The sequence below is a fragment of the Pseudomonas sp. AIG genome (assembly GCF_977020205.1).
Genome location: NZ_CDROCK010000003.1, coordinates 142255 through 159439, shown reverse-complemented (window position 1 = coordinate 159439; position 17185 = coordinate 142255). Strand labels below are relative to the sequence as shown.

At 60.2% G+C, this 17185-nt stretch carries 11 protein-coding genes; 3 read left to right on the top strand and 8 right to left on the bottom strand.

Features of this window, described 5'->3' with window-relative positions:
- Nucleotides 1–117: 117 nt before the first annotated feature.
- The 8 genes from ACWR1S_RS03470 to glnE all read right to left on the bottom strand — a co-directional run bounded on the left by ACWR1S_RS03470 (nt 118) and on the right by glnE (nt 10324).
- Nucleotides 118–1569 carry a lipopolysaccharide kinase InaA family protein gene (locus ACWR1S_RS03470; protein ID WP_454562427.1) on the bottom strand — a complete coding sequence of 484 codons (1452 nt, stop codon included), beginning with the start codon at nt 1567–1569 and terminating at the stop codon, nt 118–120.
- A complete protein-coding gene (locus ACWR1S_RS03465; protein WP_454562426.1) occupies nt 1569–2321 on the bottom strand; it encodes a lipopolysaccharide kinase InaA family protein in 753 nt (250 codons plus the stop codon). Before ACWR1S_RS03465 ends, ACWR1S_RS03470 begins: the two co-directional genes overlap by 1 nt.
- Nucleotides 2318–3052, bottom strand: coding sequence for a lipopolysaccharide kinase InaA family protein (locus ACWR1S_RS03460; protein ID WP_454562425.1), 735 nt, complete (start codon nt 3050–3052; stop codon nt 2318–2320). Before ACWR1S_RS03460 ends, ACWR1S_RS03465 begins: the two co-directional genes overlap by 4 nt.
- Entirely contained in the window at nt 3052–3858 is an 807-nt protein-coding gene (gene rfaP, locus ACWR1S_RS03455; RefSeq protein WP_454562424.1) for a lipopolysaccharide core heptose(I) kinase RfaP, read from the bottom strand. The genes ACWR1S_RS03460 and rfaP overlap by 1 nt, the downstream gene beginning before the upstream one ends.
- Entirely contained in the window at nt 3858–4979 is a 1122-nt protein-coding gene (locus tag ACWR1S_RS03450; RefSeq protein ID WP_454562423.1) for a glycosyltransferase family 4 protein, read from the bottom strand. The genes rfaP and ACWR1S_RS03450 overlap by 1 nt, the downstream gene beginning before the upstream one ends.
- On the bottom strand, nt 4979–6040 hold the full coding sequence (gene waaC / locus ACWR1S_RS03445; RefSeq protein ID WP_454562422.1) for a lipopolysaccharide heptosyltransferase I: 1062 nt from the start codon (nt 6038–6040) through the stop codon (nt 4979–4981). Before waaC ends, ACWR1S_RS03450 begins: the two co-directional genes overlap by 1 nt.
- A gap of 1 nt (nt 6041) precedes the next feature.
- Nucleotides 6042–7076, bottom strand: coding sequence for a lipopolysaccharide heptosyltransferase II (gene waaF, locus ACWR1S_RS03440; protein ID WP_397483120.1), 1035 nt, complete (start codon nt 7074–7076; stop codon nt 6042–6044).
- Nucleotides 7077–7384: 308 nt separating this feature from the next.
- Nucleotides 7385–10324: a bifunctional [glutamate--ammonia ligase]-adenylyl-L-tyrosine phosphorylase/[glutamate--ammonia-ligase] adenylyltransferase gene (gene glnE, locus ACWR1S_RS03435; RefSeq protein WP_454562421.1), complete on the bottom strand. Its 2940-nt coding sequence runs from the start codon at nt 10322–10324 to the stop codon at nt 7385–7387.
- Nucleotides 10325–10708: 384 nt separating this feature from the next.
- Between glnE and aceE the strand changes: the two genes are divergently transcribed.
- The 3 genes from aceE to ACWR1S_RS03420 all read left to right on the top strand — a co-directional run bounded on the left by aceE (nt 10709) and on the right by ACWR1S_RS03420 (nt 17015).
- Nucleotides 10709–13354, top strand: coding sequence for a pyruvate dehydrogenase (acetyl-transferring), homodimeric type (gene aceE, locus ACWR1S_RS03430; RefSeq protein WP_007915682.1), 2646 nt, complete (start codon nt 10709–10711; stop codon nt 13352–13354).
- Nucleotides 13355–13365: 11 nt separating this feature from the next.
- Nucleotides 13366–15339 carry a dihydrolipoyllysine-residue acetyltransferase gene (aceF, locus tag ACWR1S_RS03425; RefSeq protein ID WP_454562420.1) on the top strand — a complete coding sequence of 658 codons (1974 nt, stop codon included), beginning with the start codon at nt 13366–13368 and terminating at the stop codon, nt 15337–15339.
- Between the two features lie 278 nt (nt 15340–15617).
- Entirely contained in the window at nt 15618–17015 is a 1398-nt protein-coding gene (locus ACWR1S_RS03420; protein ID WP_454562419.1) for an alkaline phosphatase D family protein, read from the top strand.
- Nucleotides 17016–17185 lie beyond the last annotated feature (170 nt).

The following is a 17185-nucleotide window of genomic DNA, read 5'->3' as shown; positions in this document are numbered from 1 at the left end:
CCTCCAAGGTCGTCGGGCAAATTAGCATCGGGGCTGAACGGGGCACAGTTCATGGCTTCTGGAGAAGCTGTAGGACAAGTCGCTGAATCTTGTCCCCTACCGCCGCAGTGGTTTGACTCAGGCCGCGCTGGAAATGTCTTTCGGCAAACGCTGATCAATAATCTGATACAGCGCGCTGCTTTCCGGCCAGTTACGCATGAATCGCGCGCGGTCACGGGCATAGGCCGGCGCAAAACTGCCGACCGATCCATGCTGGCACATCGAGTCCAGATCGATCAGCGCCCAGCGATCCTCCTGCCAGAACAGGTTGTGCCCCTTGAAGTCGCCATGACTGATGCGCTCGTCAATCAATCGTGCGAACAACAGGTCCAGCGCCTGCAACTCCGCCTCAGGTGCTTCACCACTTCCAACATAGGGCGCAAAGCGCTCGATAATGTCCGGTCCGGGCAGAAACTCGGTCACCAGATACGCACGGCTGCGCAGCCATAAAAAGCGCTTCTCCAGCACCGCCAGCGGTTTGGGCGTGGCGATGCCGAGGAACGCCAGGCGATTGCCTTCGCGCCACGAATGCCAGGCGCGACTCGGGCGCCAGAAACGCTTGAGCCAATGCGCAAAGCCCTTGATGTTGTAGCGTTTGATCACCAGCGTGCGCGCACCGGCCTGAACCTTGCCGACGCTTGCCGCACCACCGGTCTTGTACAGATGGCCCTGATCGAGCAACGCATCGGCCTGTTCCAGCACCGGTACCATGGCCGACACTTCTTCGCGACGGATCGCGCGCAGACCGAACGCTCCGCGCTGTACGCTAAACAGTGTGCACTCACGACCAACCTTGATCAGAAAGTCTTTCAAACGCCAGCGACGCACTTTGTCGATCTGCTTCTGCAACGCTTCCAGCGGCAACGCGTGCTCGCTGTTGCTCAACAGGTAATACACCAGCAGCTCTTCGGTGAACGGCTCCAGCGCCTTGGGCAACTGAGCGAAAAACACGCCTAGGTTTTCCAGGACTTTCTGCCGCGATAACGGCTGGCCAGCGGTTTCTGCGCAAATGCCGGCACCGTCAATCAAGTACAACTGACCGCCGTGACGCAGCAGATTGTCCAGGTGCAGGTCTTCCTGCCAGAGCCCTTTGCCGTGCAATTGGCCAATGGCACCCAGCGCCTCGGCCAACACCGCCGATTGCTCGTCGGCCAGCACCGGCAGCGTCTCGACTTTGGCCCAGGCATCGCCAAGGCTTTCGGCACCTTCAAGGAAATCGAACAGCAGCCAGCCGCCCTCGCCACTGTTCAAGCCATCGGCCAGCAGCAACGGCGTGGTCATGCCTTGCGCGGCCAGCAGGCGCACACCTTCCAGTTCACGCTGAAAGTGCCGGGCAGCCTTGCCGCCGACCAGCAATTTGGCCAGTACCGGACGGCCGCGCCAGACACCGGCGCCGACGTAACGCTGGCCCGGCAATACCCGCAGCAGACTCAACAATTGCAGATCCGCACTCCCGGCGGCATCGGCCAGAGTCACCGTCAGCGGCAGTGGCGGGGTTCGCCCGACACCAGCCAGCTCGGACAATTGCATCAGCGCGTCTCCTTGTGACTGCGGCGCGCGGTCAGCCGGGCGAGCCAGCTGTCCAGCAGTGAGCTATCGCTTGGCTGATCGAGATAAGCCGCGAGCAATTCACGCAGTTGCGCCTCGTTCCATTCCGGTGCGCGGCGCTGCAATGGTTCCAGATCCTTGATCCGGTCACGCATGCCGAACAACAAGGGACGGGTTTTTTCCAGGTCGATCAATTGCGCCTGATACCCGTCACCGCTGGTTCGCAGAAAAATATGTTTGGGATAGAAGCAGCCGTGCACCTGACGCACACCGTGCAGATGCCGAGCCAGCAATCCGCAAGCCTTGAGGATGGCCGACTGTTGCGCGGCACTGAGCTGCGCCCAACGCTGCAACAGCGACTCCAGATCGCTCCAGCCGTCCAGCGCGCGGGTTAGCAGGATCGCGCGAACTTCGCCGTCGACCTTGCGCTCACCGAAAAACGCCGCTTGCAGTGCCGGAATACCGAGCTTGCGATAGCGACTGATATTGCGAAACTCACGGGCAAAACTGGGCTCGCCGAAAGGCGCATGCAAGGTGCGCGTCAGGTAATTGCTCTGGCGCTTGAGGTAATAACCCTGCCCTTCCAGGTCCAGACGGAAGACGCTGCTCCAGCCGCCACGGGCGGTGTTGGGTTCGTCCACAGCTTCAAGCTGTTTGGCCCACAGTGCGTCGAAAGTGCCGAGACCATGGCGCTCAAGCAGTGCGCGGTCTTCAGCAGCGAGAAAATCAGTCATTCGCGTCCCTCGAAAAATCTCACCACGTGCCGAATCCGTTTCTTGTCGGCGCTATCTAGCCGATCGCACTGGCGGTATTGCTTATAGAAGCGCAGGCGTTGGGTATTGGACAGGTGGTATTTGGCGAGTTTATCGAGACAGGCCAGATCCTTGGTGATCCGATACTTGAGCCAGAAGCCGCGCCAGAACTCGCCGTTAGGGCAATCGATGAGAAATATGCGGGCCTGCTCATCGATCAACAGGTTGCGCCATTTCAGATCGTTATGGGTAAATCGGTGATCATGCATCGTCCGGGTATAACCGGCCAGTTGCCGGCTGACGCCGTCGACCCAGGCGTGATCCTTGAGTTTCGGATCCTTGCGCTCGGCAAGCGCCGAAAGGTCTTCGGTGTTGGGCAATTCGCGCGTGATCATGGCGCCGCGATCATACGCCGCGCCACGTCGTTCCAGGCCCCAGGCGACCACCTCAGCAGTGGGAATGCCCCACTTGGCGAAGCGCTTGAGGTTCTGCCATTCCATCTTTACTCGCGGCTTGCCGAGGTAGCGGCGCAAGCCTTTACCGGCGCCGACATAGCGTTTGACGTAATAGTTGATGCCGTTGCGCTGCACGCGAATCACTTCCGACAGCGGGTCACGGGTCAGGCGTTCACCCTGCAACGCAAATACCGCTTCGAGGCTGCCGAAGTCTTCGGCGAGCTCGCTGTATTGCGGCTCGAGAGTCCAACCCGCCATCAGAGCGCATCCCCGTAGCGCTGTTTGCGCGCATAGAGCTTGCTGGCTTTGCCTTCGAGCCAGCTCAGCAGCGGCGCTTCTTCCGCCAGAATCTGGCGCAGCGGTTGCTGGAAATAACCTTTGAGGAAACGCAGTTTGTCGCGGCGGGTCAGGCCGATGTCCAGCGCGGAAAAGTACAGCGCGGCCAGATCTTTATTGCGCCAGCGCTGCGTGATTTTCGCGCGAGTCTGGGCGCGGTGCAGGTCGATCACCGAGAGTTTGAAATCTTCAGGTGTCACCGGTTTATCGGTGTGCAGCAGGAAGTGGCAGATGTAGCAGTCGCGGTGATTGACGCCGGCACGGTGCATCATGCCGGTCATGCGCGCGACTTCGGCGATCAGCGCGCGCTTGAGTTTCGGCGCGGGCGGCTGCTTGACCCAGTCGATGCTGAAGTCTTCGAGGCTGATGGTCGGCGCCAGTTCTTCGGTGACGATGAACGAATGCTGATCCGCCGGGTTGCTACCCTTCTCGCCGTAGGCAACGGCAGTCATGGTCGGCACGCCGACTTCCTGCAAGCGCTGGATAGCCTTCCACTCCTGACCTGCGCCGAGTACCGGCAGCTTGGCGGTGAGCAGGTTCTTGAAGATCTCGCCCCAACCGATGCCACGGTGGATCTTGACGAAAAAGCCGTTGCCGTCGACTTCCGTGCGCAGTGTCCGGCGTGCTTCCAGCTCGCGGTATACCTCGCCCTGCAAGCCTTCGACTTCGGCGAACGGGTCGCGCCCGGCCCAAAGGCTTTTGAACGGTTCAGCCAGCATCAACTTCATTAAGCGTGCTCCGCCAGAATCACATCGGCCGCGTGCTGCGGCATGCTGTAGAGGTCGGCCGTCTCGGCGAAGGCCAGACCATTGCGGCTCCAGGCCGCGCGTGCAGCGTCATCATTCAACATGTCGGTCAGGTAGTGCGTCAGCTGCGCCTGATCGAACGGCTCGTCCAGCACTCGCCCGGCATCCGCCTCGGCAATGTAATGGGCGTAACCGCAGACTGCGCTGACCAGCACCGGCAAACCGGCGACCAGCGCTTCAAGCAGCACGGTACCGGTGTTTTCGTTGTACGCCGGGTGGATCAACAGATCGGCGCCGAGCAGGAAACGCGGGATATCGCTGCGCCCCTTGAGGAACGTTACGTTATCGCCCAGACCCAAAGTGGCGCTCTGCATCTGGAATAATTTGGGGTCATCCTGGCCGATTACAAACAGCCGGGTGCGCTTTCTCAGTTCAGCGGGCAATGCCGCCAGCGCTTTCAGGCTGCGATCGACGCCTTTGGTCTTGAAGCCGGAGCCGATTTGCACCAGCAGCAGTTCATCGTCCTTCAGGTTGAATTCGGCGCGGAAACCGGCGCGAATTTCATCGGCATCTGCCGGACGGCGGCGATCCTGGGCGATGCCCGGCGGCAGCAAATGGAAGCGCTCGATCGGCGTGTCGTAATGCTTGATGAACAGCGGCTGCTGCACTTCGGAAATCATCAGCACTTCGGTCTTCGCGTCTTTGGCGAACACCGCGCGCTCGTATTCGGCGAAGTGGCGATAACGGCCCCAGCGACGGTACAACGAGTTGCGCAGGTTTTGCGCCTTGTCTTCGAAGCAGCCGTCGGCAGCGTAATAAACGTCCAGCCCCGGCATCTTGTTGAAACCGATCAGGCGATCGACCGGGCGCTTGGCCAGATCCGCTGCCATCCACGCACTGAGTTTTTCATTGCGACGATGATTGAAGAAGGCTTTGACTGGCGCCACCAGCACTTCAAAACCGGGCGGCACATCACCTTCCCAGATCAGCGTGTAGACGCGGATCTGATGTCCGCGTTTCTGGCATTCGAGGGCGATGCGCATGAAGTCGCGCTGCAAGCCACCGAACGGGAAATATTTGTACAGGACGAATGCCAATTGCATCAGCGCAGCTCCTCAGCCATTAACAACGTGCTCAGTCGGCTGGCGACACGCTCTGGGTTCAGTCGCGTGAAGCACAGCGGCTGTTCACGCTTCAGGTCAAACTGACGGGCATCCTGCGCGGTCGGTTGATAGGTACATTTCTTTTGCAGGCACGGCGCGCACGGAAAATCGCTGGCCAGGTGAATCTGCAATTTGCCGTAAGCGCCGGTCAGACCCGGGTTGGTCGGGCCGAACAGCGAGATGGTCGGCACGTCCAGCGCCGCCGCCAAATGGCCGAGACCGGTGTCCACCGCAACGCAGGCTTGCGCGCCGGCGAGGACTTTGCCGACGCCGGCCAGATTCAGCTTCGGCAGGACCTCGGCATGCTTGAAGCCGGCGGCGATGCGTTCGGCGCGGGCCTTTTCCTGCGGGTTGCCCCACGGCAGTTTGACGCCGACGCCGAGGTAACCGACGCGCTCGGTCAGTTCGCGCCAGTAGGCTTCCGGCCAGTGTTTGGTGTCCCACGTGGTGCCGTGCAGGAACACCACAAAAGCATTTTTGCGCGGCAGCTCGACCAGACGCTCGACGTTGAGGCCGTAGTCGCCCAGGCCTTTTGGCAGGTCGTAACCGAGGGCAATGGCGAACAGTTGGCGCACGCGTTCGACGGCGTGTTGACCACGGGCCACGGCCAGTTTGCGATCGTAAAAACGCGCGGCCATCGGCTCGCGGGCCGAACCTTTATCGAGTCCGGCCACCGGCGCTTTGACGTAACGGGTCAGCCAGGCGCTTTTCAGCAGGCCTTGGGCGTCTATCACCAAATCGTATTTGTTCGCGCGCACGCTTTGCTTGAAGCGTTTCCACTCGCCGCTGGTGATGGTTTTCCAGAGGTTTTTGCGCCAGCGACGGATCGCCACCGGAATCACTTTGCCAACGGCCGGGTGCCAGGTCGGGATCTCGGCGAAGCCTTCTTCCACGACCCAGTCGAACTTGATTCCGGGAATGGCCCGGGCGGCGTCGGTCAGCGCCGGCAACGCATGAATCACATCGCCCAGCGATGAAGTCTTGATCAGCAGTACCCGCAACTTAATGAACCTCGACCACGGAGCCCTGCAACTTCTGCAAGGCATCGTTGACCGCGTCCGGCATCAGCTGGCGCAGGCAGTTGTAATGGCCGAAGCGGCAGGTACGGTCGAAGCACGGGCTGCAATCGAGACCCAGACGGACGACTTCAACGTGCTCGGCCAGCGGCGGAGTGAAACCCGGCGAGGTCGAGCCGTAGACCGCGACCAATGGACGGTTCAGCGCAGCGGCAACGTGCATCAGGCCGGAATCGTTGGAGACCACCGAGTCGGCGCAGGACATCAGGTCGATGGCTTCGGCCAGCGAGGTGCCACCGCTGAGGTTGACCGATTCTTCGCGCAGGCCAGGGATCAGCCGAGCGCGAATGTCTTCGCCGACGGCGTGATCGTTTTTCGAGCCGAACAGCCACACCTGCCAGCCTTCGCGAATGCGCGCCTCAGCGACTTTGGCGTAGTGCTCGGACGGCCAGCGCTTGGATTCACCGAACTCGGCGCCAGGGCAAAGGGCCAACACCGGGCGGTCGAGAGCCAGGCCGAACTTGGCCAGCGCCGCTTCGCGGGTGACCGGATCGATTTGCAGGCTTGGGCGCGGATAAGGTTTCGGCAGCTCGGCGTTCGGCTCATAGGCCAAAGCCATGAACCGCTCGATCATCAGCGGATAGCGCTCTTTGTCGAGGGTACGCACGTCGTTGAGCAGGCCGTAGCGGAACTCGCCGCGCCAGCCGGTGCGTTTCGGGATGCCGGCAAAGAACGGCACCAGCGCCGATTTCAGCGAATTGGGCAGCAGGATCGCTTGATCGTACTGGCCGCGCAGGGATTTACCGATGCGTCGACGCGTCGCCAATTCCAGCGCGCCGTGGCCGAGCGGGAAGCTCAAGGCCTTGCGCACTTCGGGCATGCGCTCAAGGATCGGCCGGCTCCACTCGGGGGCCAGCACGTCGATTTCGCATTGCGGGTGGCGCTGTTTGAGACACTGAAACAGTGTCTGCGCCATCACCATGTCACCGACCCAACTGGGCCCAACGATCAGAATATTCATGTGGTTTCCAAAAACGAACCGGGGAGGCATTTACGCCTCCCCGCCTCGAGAATCACTGTGGGAACACCGGCGGCTTGCGATGGGTCATTACCTTCAACATGACTGTCGACTGTTACTCCGCTATCGCGAGCAGGCTCGCTCCCACATTGTTTGTTCGTCCTGCTTCAGATCTACAGACACTGTAGATCCTCTGTGGGAGCGAGCTTGCTCGCGAAGGGGCCGTCACATCCGACATCGCTGTCGTCTGACACTCCGTCTTCGCGAGCAAGCTCGCTCCCACAGGGTATTGGGTGCTGCACAAACCGCTATCAGCTTAGCCCCAACTCACGCCAGATCCGCAAAACCTGCCGCCGTTCTTCAACAAACTGGTCGCCTGCAATCACCCCGGCGTCCTTCTGCAAGGCCTGCCGGTGGGCGGCGGAGCGGTAGGCTTTGTAGGCCTCGCGCAACAGGCTGGCATCTTCGGCAGGCATCAGCCCTTCGTGTTCCAGCTCTTCCAGAATGCGGATGTTATCGGTCCAGCGCAGCAGTGGCGGGTGGCTTTGCGACCACGCCAGAGCCGCGTATTGCACCATAAATTCGATATCGACGATACCTCCAGCGTCCTGCTTGAGGTCGAACGGCGCCGTGGCATCAAAGGCATTTGCCGCGGTACCGGCCGCGGTGCTCTTGGTGCCGAGGTTGTCGCGCATCTTCGCGCGCATCTCGCTGACTTCCTGTTGCAGCTTGGCCAGGTCGCGCGCCTTGCCCAATACCTGGGCGCGAACCTTCTCGAACGCCTGACCGACATCCTGACTGCCGACCAGCACCCGCGCGCGCACCAAAGCCTGATGTTCCCACGTCCAGGCTTCATTTTCCTGATAGCGGGCAAACGCACCCAGCGAGCTGACCAACAGCCCCGAAGCACCGGATGGGCGCAGACGCATGTCCACTTCATAGAGCTGGCCGGAGTTGGTCTGCGCTGTCAGCAAGTGAATGATCCGCTGCCCCAGCCGAGTGAAGAACTGCGCGCCATCGATCGACTTCGGCCCGTCGGTTTCCGCCTGTGGATCACCGTCATGGATAAACACCAGATCCAGATCCGAACCATGCCCCAGTTCCAGACCGCCGACTTTGCCATAACCGACAATGATGAAACCGGGATCGCACAACGTGCCGTCGGTGCGCAGCGGCGTGCCGTACTTGGCCACGGTCTGGCGCCAGGCCAGGGCCAGCACTTGTTCCAAAATCGCTTCGGCGAGCCAGGTCAGGTAATCGCTGACTTTCATCAGCGGCAAGCTGCCGGCGATTTCCGAGGCGGCGACGCGCAAGCGGTGCGCCAGTTTGAAATGGCGCAGGGCTTCCATTTGTTGTTCGAGGTCGTCTTCCGGGATTCGCGTCAGCCGCTCGCGCAATTCGGCGGCCAGTTCCGGCGCCAAGGGCGGTTTGAACAAACGCCCTTCGTTAAGCAATTCATCCATCAGCAGCGGGAAGCGAGTGATCTGCTCAGCGATCCATGGGCTCGCCGCGCACAACGTCAGCAAGCGTCGTAGCGCACCGGGGTTTTCCGTCAGCAAGACCAGATAAGCCGAGCGCCGCGCGACCGCTTCCACCAGCGGCAACACCCGCTCAAGCACCAGGTCCGGGTTAGCGTGCTCAACCGCCTGCGCGAGCAAACGCGGAATAAAGGCATCGAGACGCTCACGCCCCAACCGTTGCATCGCGCGCAATTGCGGGCTACTGCGCAATCCGGCCAACGCTTTCAGGGCTTTGCTCGCATCAGCAAAACCACCCTCTTCCAACTGCCGGCACGCAGCCTCTTCGTCCTGGGCTTCTTCCCACAGCGGCAGCCATTCGCCGCCGACCACCACTTCACTTTCGGCGCCTTCATCCTCATCAGGATCGGCAATCACCTGGGCGAAGTGCCAGGCGACGCGACCGCGCCAGAACATCAGTTTTTCGTGGAAGGCGTCCCAATCGGCAAACCCGAGCATGAAGGCCATGCGCGCCTGATCCTGCGCGCCATCCGGCAGCATTTGGGTCTGGCGGTCGGCGATCGCCTGAATCGCGTGTTCGGTGTAACGCAGAAATTCGTAGCCCTCGCGCAATTCGCTGATCACCGCCGGCGGCAGATAACCCTGCCCCTCCAGCGTGCTCAACACCTTTAATAGAGGACGCTGCTGCAGGCTCAAGTCGCGGCCACCGTGGATCAACTGAAAGGCCTGAGCGATGAACTCGACCTCGCGGATGCCTCCGGAGCCGAGCTTGATATTGTCGGCCATGCCTTTGCGTCGCACTTCCTGCTGGATCAACTGCTTCATGGTGCGCAGCGCTTCGATCGCCGAGAAGTCCAGGTAACGCCGGTAAACGAATGGCCGCAGCATGTCGAGCAACTGCGCGCCCGCGACCTGATCGCCGGCCACCACCCGCGCCTTGATCATCGCGTAGCGTTCCCAGTCGCGGCCCTGATCCTGGTAATACTGCTCCAGCGCATTGAAGCTCAGCACCAGCGCGCCGGACGAACCGTACGGGCGCAGGCGCATGTCGACACGGAAGACAAAGCCGTCGACGGTCATCGGATCCAGCGCCTTGATCAGGCGCTGGCCGAGACGAATGAAGAATTCCTGATTATCCAGCGAGCGCTTCACGCCCACCGTTTCGCCGCCCTCGGGGTAAGCGAAGATCAGGTCGATGTCGGAAGACAGGTTCAACTCGACGGCGCCGAGCTTGCCCATGCCGAGGACGACCATTTGCTGCGGCTCACCACTGCGGCGACCGGTTGGCGTACCGAACTGTTCGCAATGGCGGCTGTACAGCCATTGATAAGCCTGATCGATGGTCGCGTCAGCCATGTCCGAGAGATCGCGGCAGGTCTGCACCAGATCGGCCTGCCGGGTGAGATCGCGCCAGATGATCCGTACTTGATGACGGGCGCGCTGACGGCGCAAAGCACGGCCAAGTTCATCTTCGCTCTGAGCGGCGTTCACCGCAGCGGCAATCTGCGCACACAATTCACCCGGCGCGAAGGCCCGGTCGAGTTCGCCGGACTGCACCAGCGCAAGCAACATCAAAGGGTCACGAACGCTCTGTTCAATGACGAATTCGCTGGCAGCGGTGACGCGGGCGAACTGCGCCCAGCGCTCTGGCGTCCAGTTGGCGAAGCCGTGATCGTCTTCCAGCGCGGCGACGGCCGTACGGAACGACTGCTCGGATCGAGTGACCAACGGCAGGAGAATGGCGGGCAGTTCGGCAAGCACGGGCAGGGTCATGGTCTATCCTTGATCGGCGTGTAAATGGCCGCTTGTAGTGATTGGTGAAAACCCGCTACCCGGAGGACTGTCGAACAAAAGTTAGAAATAGCTGAAATTTCTTTCTCTTTGGCAGCGAACATCAAAGTTTCACCTTTTTCGGATGGCAAAAGACCAACCTTAACGATTATTCTCACAACGCAGCCGGAGGCCACAAGCCATTCTTCTGTAGTTTTACTACTCGTCTATACATTCGAAAGGCTGAAATGCCGGAAGATTTGTAGTAAAACTACACGCCGCCGGAACAACCTATCGGCAATCCAAGAATTTTAAATCGTCTGCCCACAAGGCCAGTCGCAAACTCAGGCAACCGATTCTGGAAGCCTTTCCGCCCTGGAGCAAGCCATGCAAGACCTCGATCCCGTCGAAACCCAGGAATGGCTGGACGCCCTGGAATCGGTTCTCGACAAAGAAGGCGAAGACCGTGCTCACTATCTGATGACCCGTATGGGCGAACTTGCGACCCGCAGCGGCTCGCAACTCCCTTACGCCATCACCACGCCTTACCGCAACACCATCCCGGTAACCCACGAAGCACGCATGCCTGGCGACCTGTTCATGGAACGCCGCATTCGCTCGCTGGTACGCTGGAACGCGATGGCCATGGTAATGCGTACGAACCTGAAAGATTCTGACCTGGGTGGTCACATCTCCAGCTTCGCTTCCAGTGCGACCCTGTATGACATCGGCTTCAACTACTTCTTCCAGGCCCCGACCGACGAACACGGCGGCGACCTGATCTACTTCCAGGGCCACACCTCGCCAGGCGTTTACGCCCGTGCGTTCATGGAAGGCCGCATCACCGAAGACCAGATGAACAACTTCCGCCAGGAAGTCGACGGTCAGGGCCTGTCGTCCTACCCGCACCCTTGGCTGATGCCTGATTTCTGGCAGTTCCCGACCGTTTCCATGGGTCTGGGTCCGATCCAGGCGATCTACCAGGCACGCTTCATGAAGTACCTGGAACACCGTGGCTTCATCCAGCCGGGCAAACAGAAAGTCTGGTGCTTCCTGGGCGACGGCGAGTGCGACGAGCCGGAATCCCTGGGCGCGATTTCCCTGGCCGGCCGCGAGAAGCTGGACAACCTGATCTTCGTCATCAACTGCAACCTGCAGCGCCTCGACGGCCCGGTTCGCGGCAACGGCAAGATCATCCAGGAACTCGAAGGCGTGTTCCGCGGTGCTCAGTGGAACGTGACCAAAGTCATCTGGGGCCGTTTCTGGGACCCACTGCTGGCCAAAGACGTCGACGGCATCCTGCAACGTCGCATGGACGAAGTCATCGACGGCGAGTACCAGAACTACAAAGCCAAAGACGGCGCGTTCGTCCGTGAACACTTCTTCAACACGCCAGAACTCAAGGCGATGGTTGCTGATCTGTCCGACGACGAGATCTGGAAACTCAACCGTGGCGGCCACGACCCGTACAAGGTCTATGCGGCGTACCACGAAGCGGTCAACCACAAAGAACAACCAACCGTCATCCTCGCCAAGACCATCAAGGGTTATGGCACCGGTGCCGGCGAAGCGAAGAACACTGCGCACAACACCAAGAAAGTCGACGTCGACAGCCTGAAGTTGTTCCGCGATCGTTTCGACATCCCGGTCAAGGACGAAGAGCTGGAGAACCTGCCGTTCTTCAAGCCTGAGCCAAACAGCGCCGAAGCCCGCTACCTCAGCGAGCGTCGCACTGCACTGGGCGGTTTCGTGCCACAGCGCCGCGCACAAAGCTTCAGCGTGCCGACGCCGGACCTGGACACCCTCAAGGCGATCCTTGACGGCTCCGGCGACCGTGAAATTTCCACCACCATGGCTTTCGTGCGAATCCTCGCGCAACTGGTCAAGGACAAGGAAATCGGCCCGCGCATCGTTCCGATCATCCCGGACGAAGCCCGTACCTTCGGTATGGAAGGCATGTTCCGTCAGCTCGGCATCTACTCCTCCGTCGGCCAGCTCTACGAGCCAGTCGATAAAGACCAGGTGATGTTCTACAAGGAAGACCAGAAAGGTCAGATCCTTGAAGAAGGCATCAACGAAGCAGGCGCCATGAGCTCGTTCATCGCTGCCGGTACTTCGTACTCCAGCCACAACCAGCCGATGCTGCCGTTCTACATCTTCTACTCGATGTTCGGCTTCCAGCGTATTGGCGACCTGGCCTGGGCCGCTGGCGACAGCCGTACCCGTGGCTTCCTGATCGGCGGCACCGCCGGCCGGACCACCCTGAACGGTGAAGGTCTGCAACACGAAGACGGTCACAGCCACCTGCTGGCCGCGACCATCCCGAACTGCCGCACCTACGATCCAACCTACGGCTACGAGCTGGCGGTGATCATTCAGGACGGCATGAAGAAGATGACCGAAGAGCAACAGGACATCTTCTACTACATCACCGTGATGAACGAGTCGTACCAGCAGCCAGCCATGCCGGCCGGTGCCGAAGAAGGCATCAAGAAAGGCATGTACCTGCTCGAAGAAGACACCCGCGATGCGGCGCATCACGTACAGCTGATGGGCTCCGGCACCATCCTGCGTGAAGTCCGTGAAGCGGCGAAGATTCTGCGTGAAGAGTTCAACGTTGGCGCTGACGTCTGGAGCGTTACCAGCTTCAACGAACTGCGTCGCGACGGCCTCGCTGTCGAGCGCAGCAACCGTCTGAAGCCGGGCCAGAAGCCTAAGCTGAGCTACGTCGAAGAGTGCCTGAACGGCCGTAAAGGTCCGGTCATCGCCTCTACCGACTACATGAAACTGTTCGCCGAGCAGATCCGTCAGTGGGTACCGTCGAAGGAATTCAAAGTCCTCGGCACCGACGGTTTCGGCCGCAGCGACAGCCGCAAGAAACTGCGTCATTTCTTCGAAGTCGACCGTCATTTCGTGGTGTTGGCAGCCCTGGAAGCACTGGCTGACCGTGGTGATATCGAACCTAAAGTCGTGGCTGAGGCCATCGTCAAGTTCGGCATCGACCCGGAAAAACGCAACCCACTGGACTGCTGAGGAGACATTTTGTGAGCGAACTCATTCGCGTACCTGACATCGGCAGCGGTGAAGGTGAAGTAATTGAACTGTTTGTGAAGGTCGGCGACCGCATCGAAGCCGACCAGAGCATTCTGACCCTGGAATCGGACAAGGCCAGCATGGAAGTGCCGGCCCCGAAAGCCGGCGTCATCAAGAGCCTGAAAGTGAAGCTGGGCGACCGTCTGAAAGAAGGCGACGAACTGCTTGAGCTGGAAGTCGAGGGCGCCGCTGAAGCGGCCCCTGCTCCTGCCGCTGCGCCGGCTGCAAAAGCTGAAGCCAAACCGGCTGCCGCTCCTGCTGCTGCCGCGCCTGCCGCTGCTCCTGCTGCCGCTTCGGTGCAGCAAGTGCACGTGCCGGACATCGGTTCGTCGGGCAAGGCGCAGATCATCGAGATCCAGGTCAAGGTCGGCGACACCGTCGAGGCTGATCAGTCGCTGATCACCCTGGAGTCCGACAAGGCGAGCATGGAAATCCCGTCGCCTGCCGCTGGCGTGGTCAAGGCCATCAGCGTCAAACTCAACGACGAAGTCGGCACTGGCGACCTGATTCTGGATCTGGAAGTGGCGGGTGCTGCGGCCCCTGCTGCGGCCGCTCCGGCTCAGGCTGCTGCTCCGGCCGCTGCTGCTGCGCCTGTCCCGGCAGCCGCGCCAGCAGCACCGGTTGCCGACAGCGTTCAGGACATCCACGTTCCGGACATCGGTTCGGCCGGCAAAGCCAAGATCATCGAAGTGTTGGTCAAGGCTGGCGACAGCGTTGAAGCCGACCAGTCGCTGATCACCCTGGAATCCGACAAGGCGAGCATGGAAATTCCATCGCCTGCCGCTGGCGTGGTGGAAAGTGTTTCCATCAAGCTGGATGACGAAGTCGGTACCGGCGACCTGATTCTGAAGCTGAAAGTCAAAGGCGCAGCGCCTGCTGCTGCCCCGGCTCCAGCCGCCGCTGCTGCTCCAAGCGCTCCGGCACCTGCCGCTGCTGCTCCGGCTGCCGCTGCACCTGCTGCCGCTCCAGCCGCCGCACCGGCTGCTACGCCAGCGAAACCGGGCGCGAAAGTTCACGCCGGCCCAGCCGTGCGTCAACTGGCCCGTGAGTTCGGCGTTGAGCTGAACGCTGTCGGCGCCAGTGGCCCGCACGGTCGTATTCTGAAAGAAGACGTGCAGACCTACGTCAAAGCGATGATGCAGAAGGCCAAGGAAGCACCGGCCGCTGCTGCTGGCGCAACCGGTGGCGCGGGCATCCCGCCGATTCCGGTCGTCGACTTCAGCCGTTTCGGCGAAATCGAAGAAGTGCCGATGACTCGCCTGATGCAAATCGGCGCGTCGAGCCTGCACCGCAGCTGGCTGAACATCCCGCACGTGACTCAGTTCGATTCGGCTGATATCACCGAGCTGGAAGCGTTCCGCGTGGCGCAGAAAGCCGTTGCCGAGAAGGCTGGCGTCAAGCTGACCATCCTGCCGCTGCTGCTCAAGTCGTGCGCGCACATGCTCAAGGAACTGCCGGACTTCAACAGTTCGCTGGCGCCAAGCGGCAAAGCGATCATCCGCAAGAAGTACGTGAACATCGGCTTCGCCGTCGACACCCCGGATGGCCTGCTGGTACCGGTCATCAAGAACGTCGACCAGAAAAGCCTTCTGCAGCTTGCGGCTGAGGCGGCTGCGCTGGCCGCCAAGGCCCGCGACAAGAAGCTCACCGCTGACGACATGCAGGGCGCCTGCTTCACCATTTCCAGCCTCGGCCACATTGGCGGCACCGGCTTCACGCCGATCGTCAACGCGCCGGAAGTGGCGATCCTCGGTGTTTCCAAGGCAACCATCCAGCCAGTCTGGGACGGCAAAGCCTTCCAGCCGAAACTGATGCTGCCGCTGTCGCTGTCCTACGATCACCGTGTGATCAACGGCGCCGCTGCCGCACGCTTCACCCAGCGTCTGGGCAGCCTGCTGGCGGACATCCGCACGATCCTGTTGTAACTCGATCGGCCCTCCGGCAACGGAGGGCCGATTGCTGCACCCTTTCGAGCGCCACACGCTCGTACCTCAACCCCGTCAGTTTGGCGGGGCTTTTTTTTGCCCGAAGAAAATCCTTTCTCGTCCTTTTCCCACAAGCTGTGCTGATTTCGGCCACAGCCCTGGTCGACTTGGCCCCGATCTTTTTTATTCCATACACAACTAACCTAGGCGCAGAAAAATCAACTAAGCAAACTTTACCAATCCCCTGATTTATTCAAATTCATTCGAATGGATTCGACATGTTAAAACCAACTATCGGCCCGATTGTCGGCCACATTACAACTCATCATGCGCGCATATTCATGCGTGGCGATCGGCAGAACAATGCATTGGTATTTGCCGGAATACGTTACCGTGCATCTGACACACAACAATGGTCAAACGCCAACTTCGCTCATCTGGGCGAATCACGCGATATGTCGCACGTATTCGCCCTCAACAACTTGAGTGTTGATACCGAATATGAATATCAGGCCGGCTGGTTCAGTCCGATGAATCCGGTACACACGCCGGACAGCGTCGCCGAACTGCCGCTGCAATGGCCAAAGGAAATCTATCGTCTGCGCACCCGCTCCAGCAAAGCCCGGCAGCCCAGAGCCTACATCGTCGGCTCCTGCCGCTACCTACGCATGACCGCCGGTGTCGCCGTCCTGCCGCAATTAGGCGATCGGATCTTCGCGTCCATCAATCAAGTGATCGAAGGCCTACAACCGCCAATCAGCGCCGTACTGATGACCGGCGATCAAATTTACGTGGACGATTTGAATGTGGTCGCACCGGACCGCGAATACGAAGACATCCTCAGTAAATACCGCGCAGCGTTCTCCCAAGCGAATATTCAACGCTTGATGTCCGGCACGTCGACTTACATGATTCTCGATGATCACGAAATCGAAGATAACTGGCCCGCCAATGCCGGCAAGTCGGACGGTGACTTATACCGTAACGCCATGGCCGCTTATGAGTTGTATCAGGCCAGTCACAGTCCGGTACATTCGCTGACATCTAACGGTGAAGTAGATCACTCAACACTTGCGCATTACTGGTATCAGTTCAGCGATGGCGATATCGAATGGTTTGTCACCGACAGTCGCACCCGCCGTAACTTGTCCGCCGATGACCGACGCATCCTCGACGAGGCGCAGGAGCAGGCCCTGTTCAAATGGCTAAGCAACAGCACCGCGCGGGTCAAGTTCGTGGTCACCAGTGTGATGTTCTACCCGGATCGCAAACTTAACGGCGATGACGCCTGGAAAGCCTTTCCCGAGCAGCGCCTGCGCTTGCTCGAAACCATCCGCACCCGGCGCATCAAGAATGTCGTGTTCATTTCGGGGGACGTGCATGGCTCGCTCACCGCTCGCTTGAGTCACAGCGAAGACCCGGACTTCGAAGTGCACACTATCGTGTCCTCGCCGCTGTGCAACAGCAAACTGCTGCCGTATGCCAAAGCGACCACGTTCATTCTCGATCAGCCGCTGGTACGCACGGCGGCGGGCGATTACCGGCATGAGCTGACCAGCACGGTGGTGAGTGAGGACAACTTCGCCCATCTGGTGGTTGAGACCGATCAGATTGTGGTGAATTACCATGATCGCGATGGGAAGCCATTGCAGTCGATTGCGATAGATCTGCGCTAAACCTTAAAAGATCGCAGCCTTCGGCAGCTCCTTGGGGATCGTATTTCCCTGCAAATGCGTACGCTGGCTGCGATCTTTTGCTGTTTTCAAATAGACGCTGGAGAAATGTTCACTCCAGCCGACATATTCTTATAGCACTTGGCCTTCATGTCTCTTGTCAGTCGGTGCCG

Coding starts and splice junctions, on each gene's coding strand:
- ACWR1S_RS03460 (WP_454562425.1), bottom strand. CDS start 3,052: ATGGCGGGTTGGACTCTCGAGCCGCAATACAGCGAGCTCGCCGAAGAC.
- ACWR1S_RS03465 (WP_454562426.1), bottom strand. CDS start 2,321: ATGACTGATTTTCTCGCTGCTGAAGACCGCGCACTGCTTGAGCGCCAT.
- ACWR1S_RS03470 (WP_454562427.1), bottom strand. CDS start 1,569: ATGCAATTGTCCGAGCTGGCTGGTGTCGGGCGAACCCCGCCACTGCCG.
- ACWR1S_RS03420 (WP_454562419.1), top strand. CDS start 15,618: ATGTTAAAACCAACTATCGGCCCGATTGTCGGCCACATTACAACTCAT.
- aceE (WP_007915682.1), top strand. CDS start 10,709: ATGCAAGACCTCGATCCCGTCGAAACCCAGGAATGGCTGGACGCCCTG.
- ACWR1S_RS03450 (WP_454562423.1), bottom strand. CDS start 4,979: ATGCAATTGGCATTCGTCCTGTACAAATATTTCCCGTTCGGTGGCTTG.
- waaF (WP_397483120.1), bottom strand. CDS start 7,076: ATGAATATTCTGATCGTTGGGCCCAGTTGGGTCGGTGACATGGTGATG.
- glnE (WP_454562421.1), bottom strand. CDS start 10,324: ATGACCCTGCCCGTGCTTGCCGAACTGCCCGCCATTCTCCTGCCGTTG.
- rfaP (WP_454562424.1), bottom strand. CDS start 3,858: ATGAAGTTGATGCTGGCTGAACCGTTCAAAAGCCTTTGGGCCGGGCGC.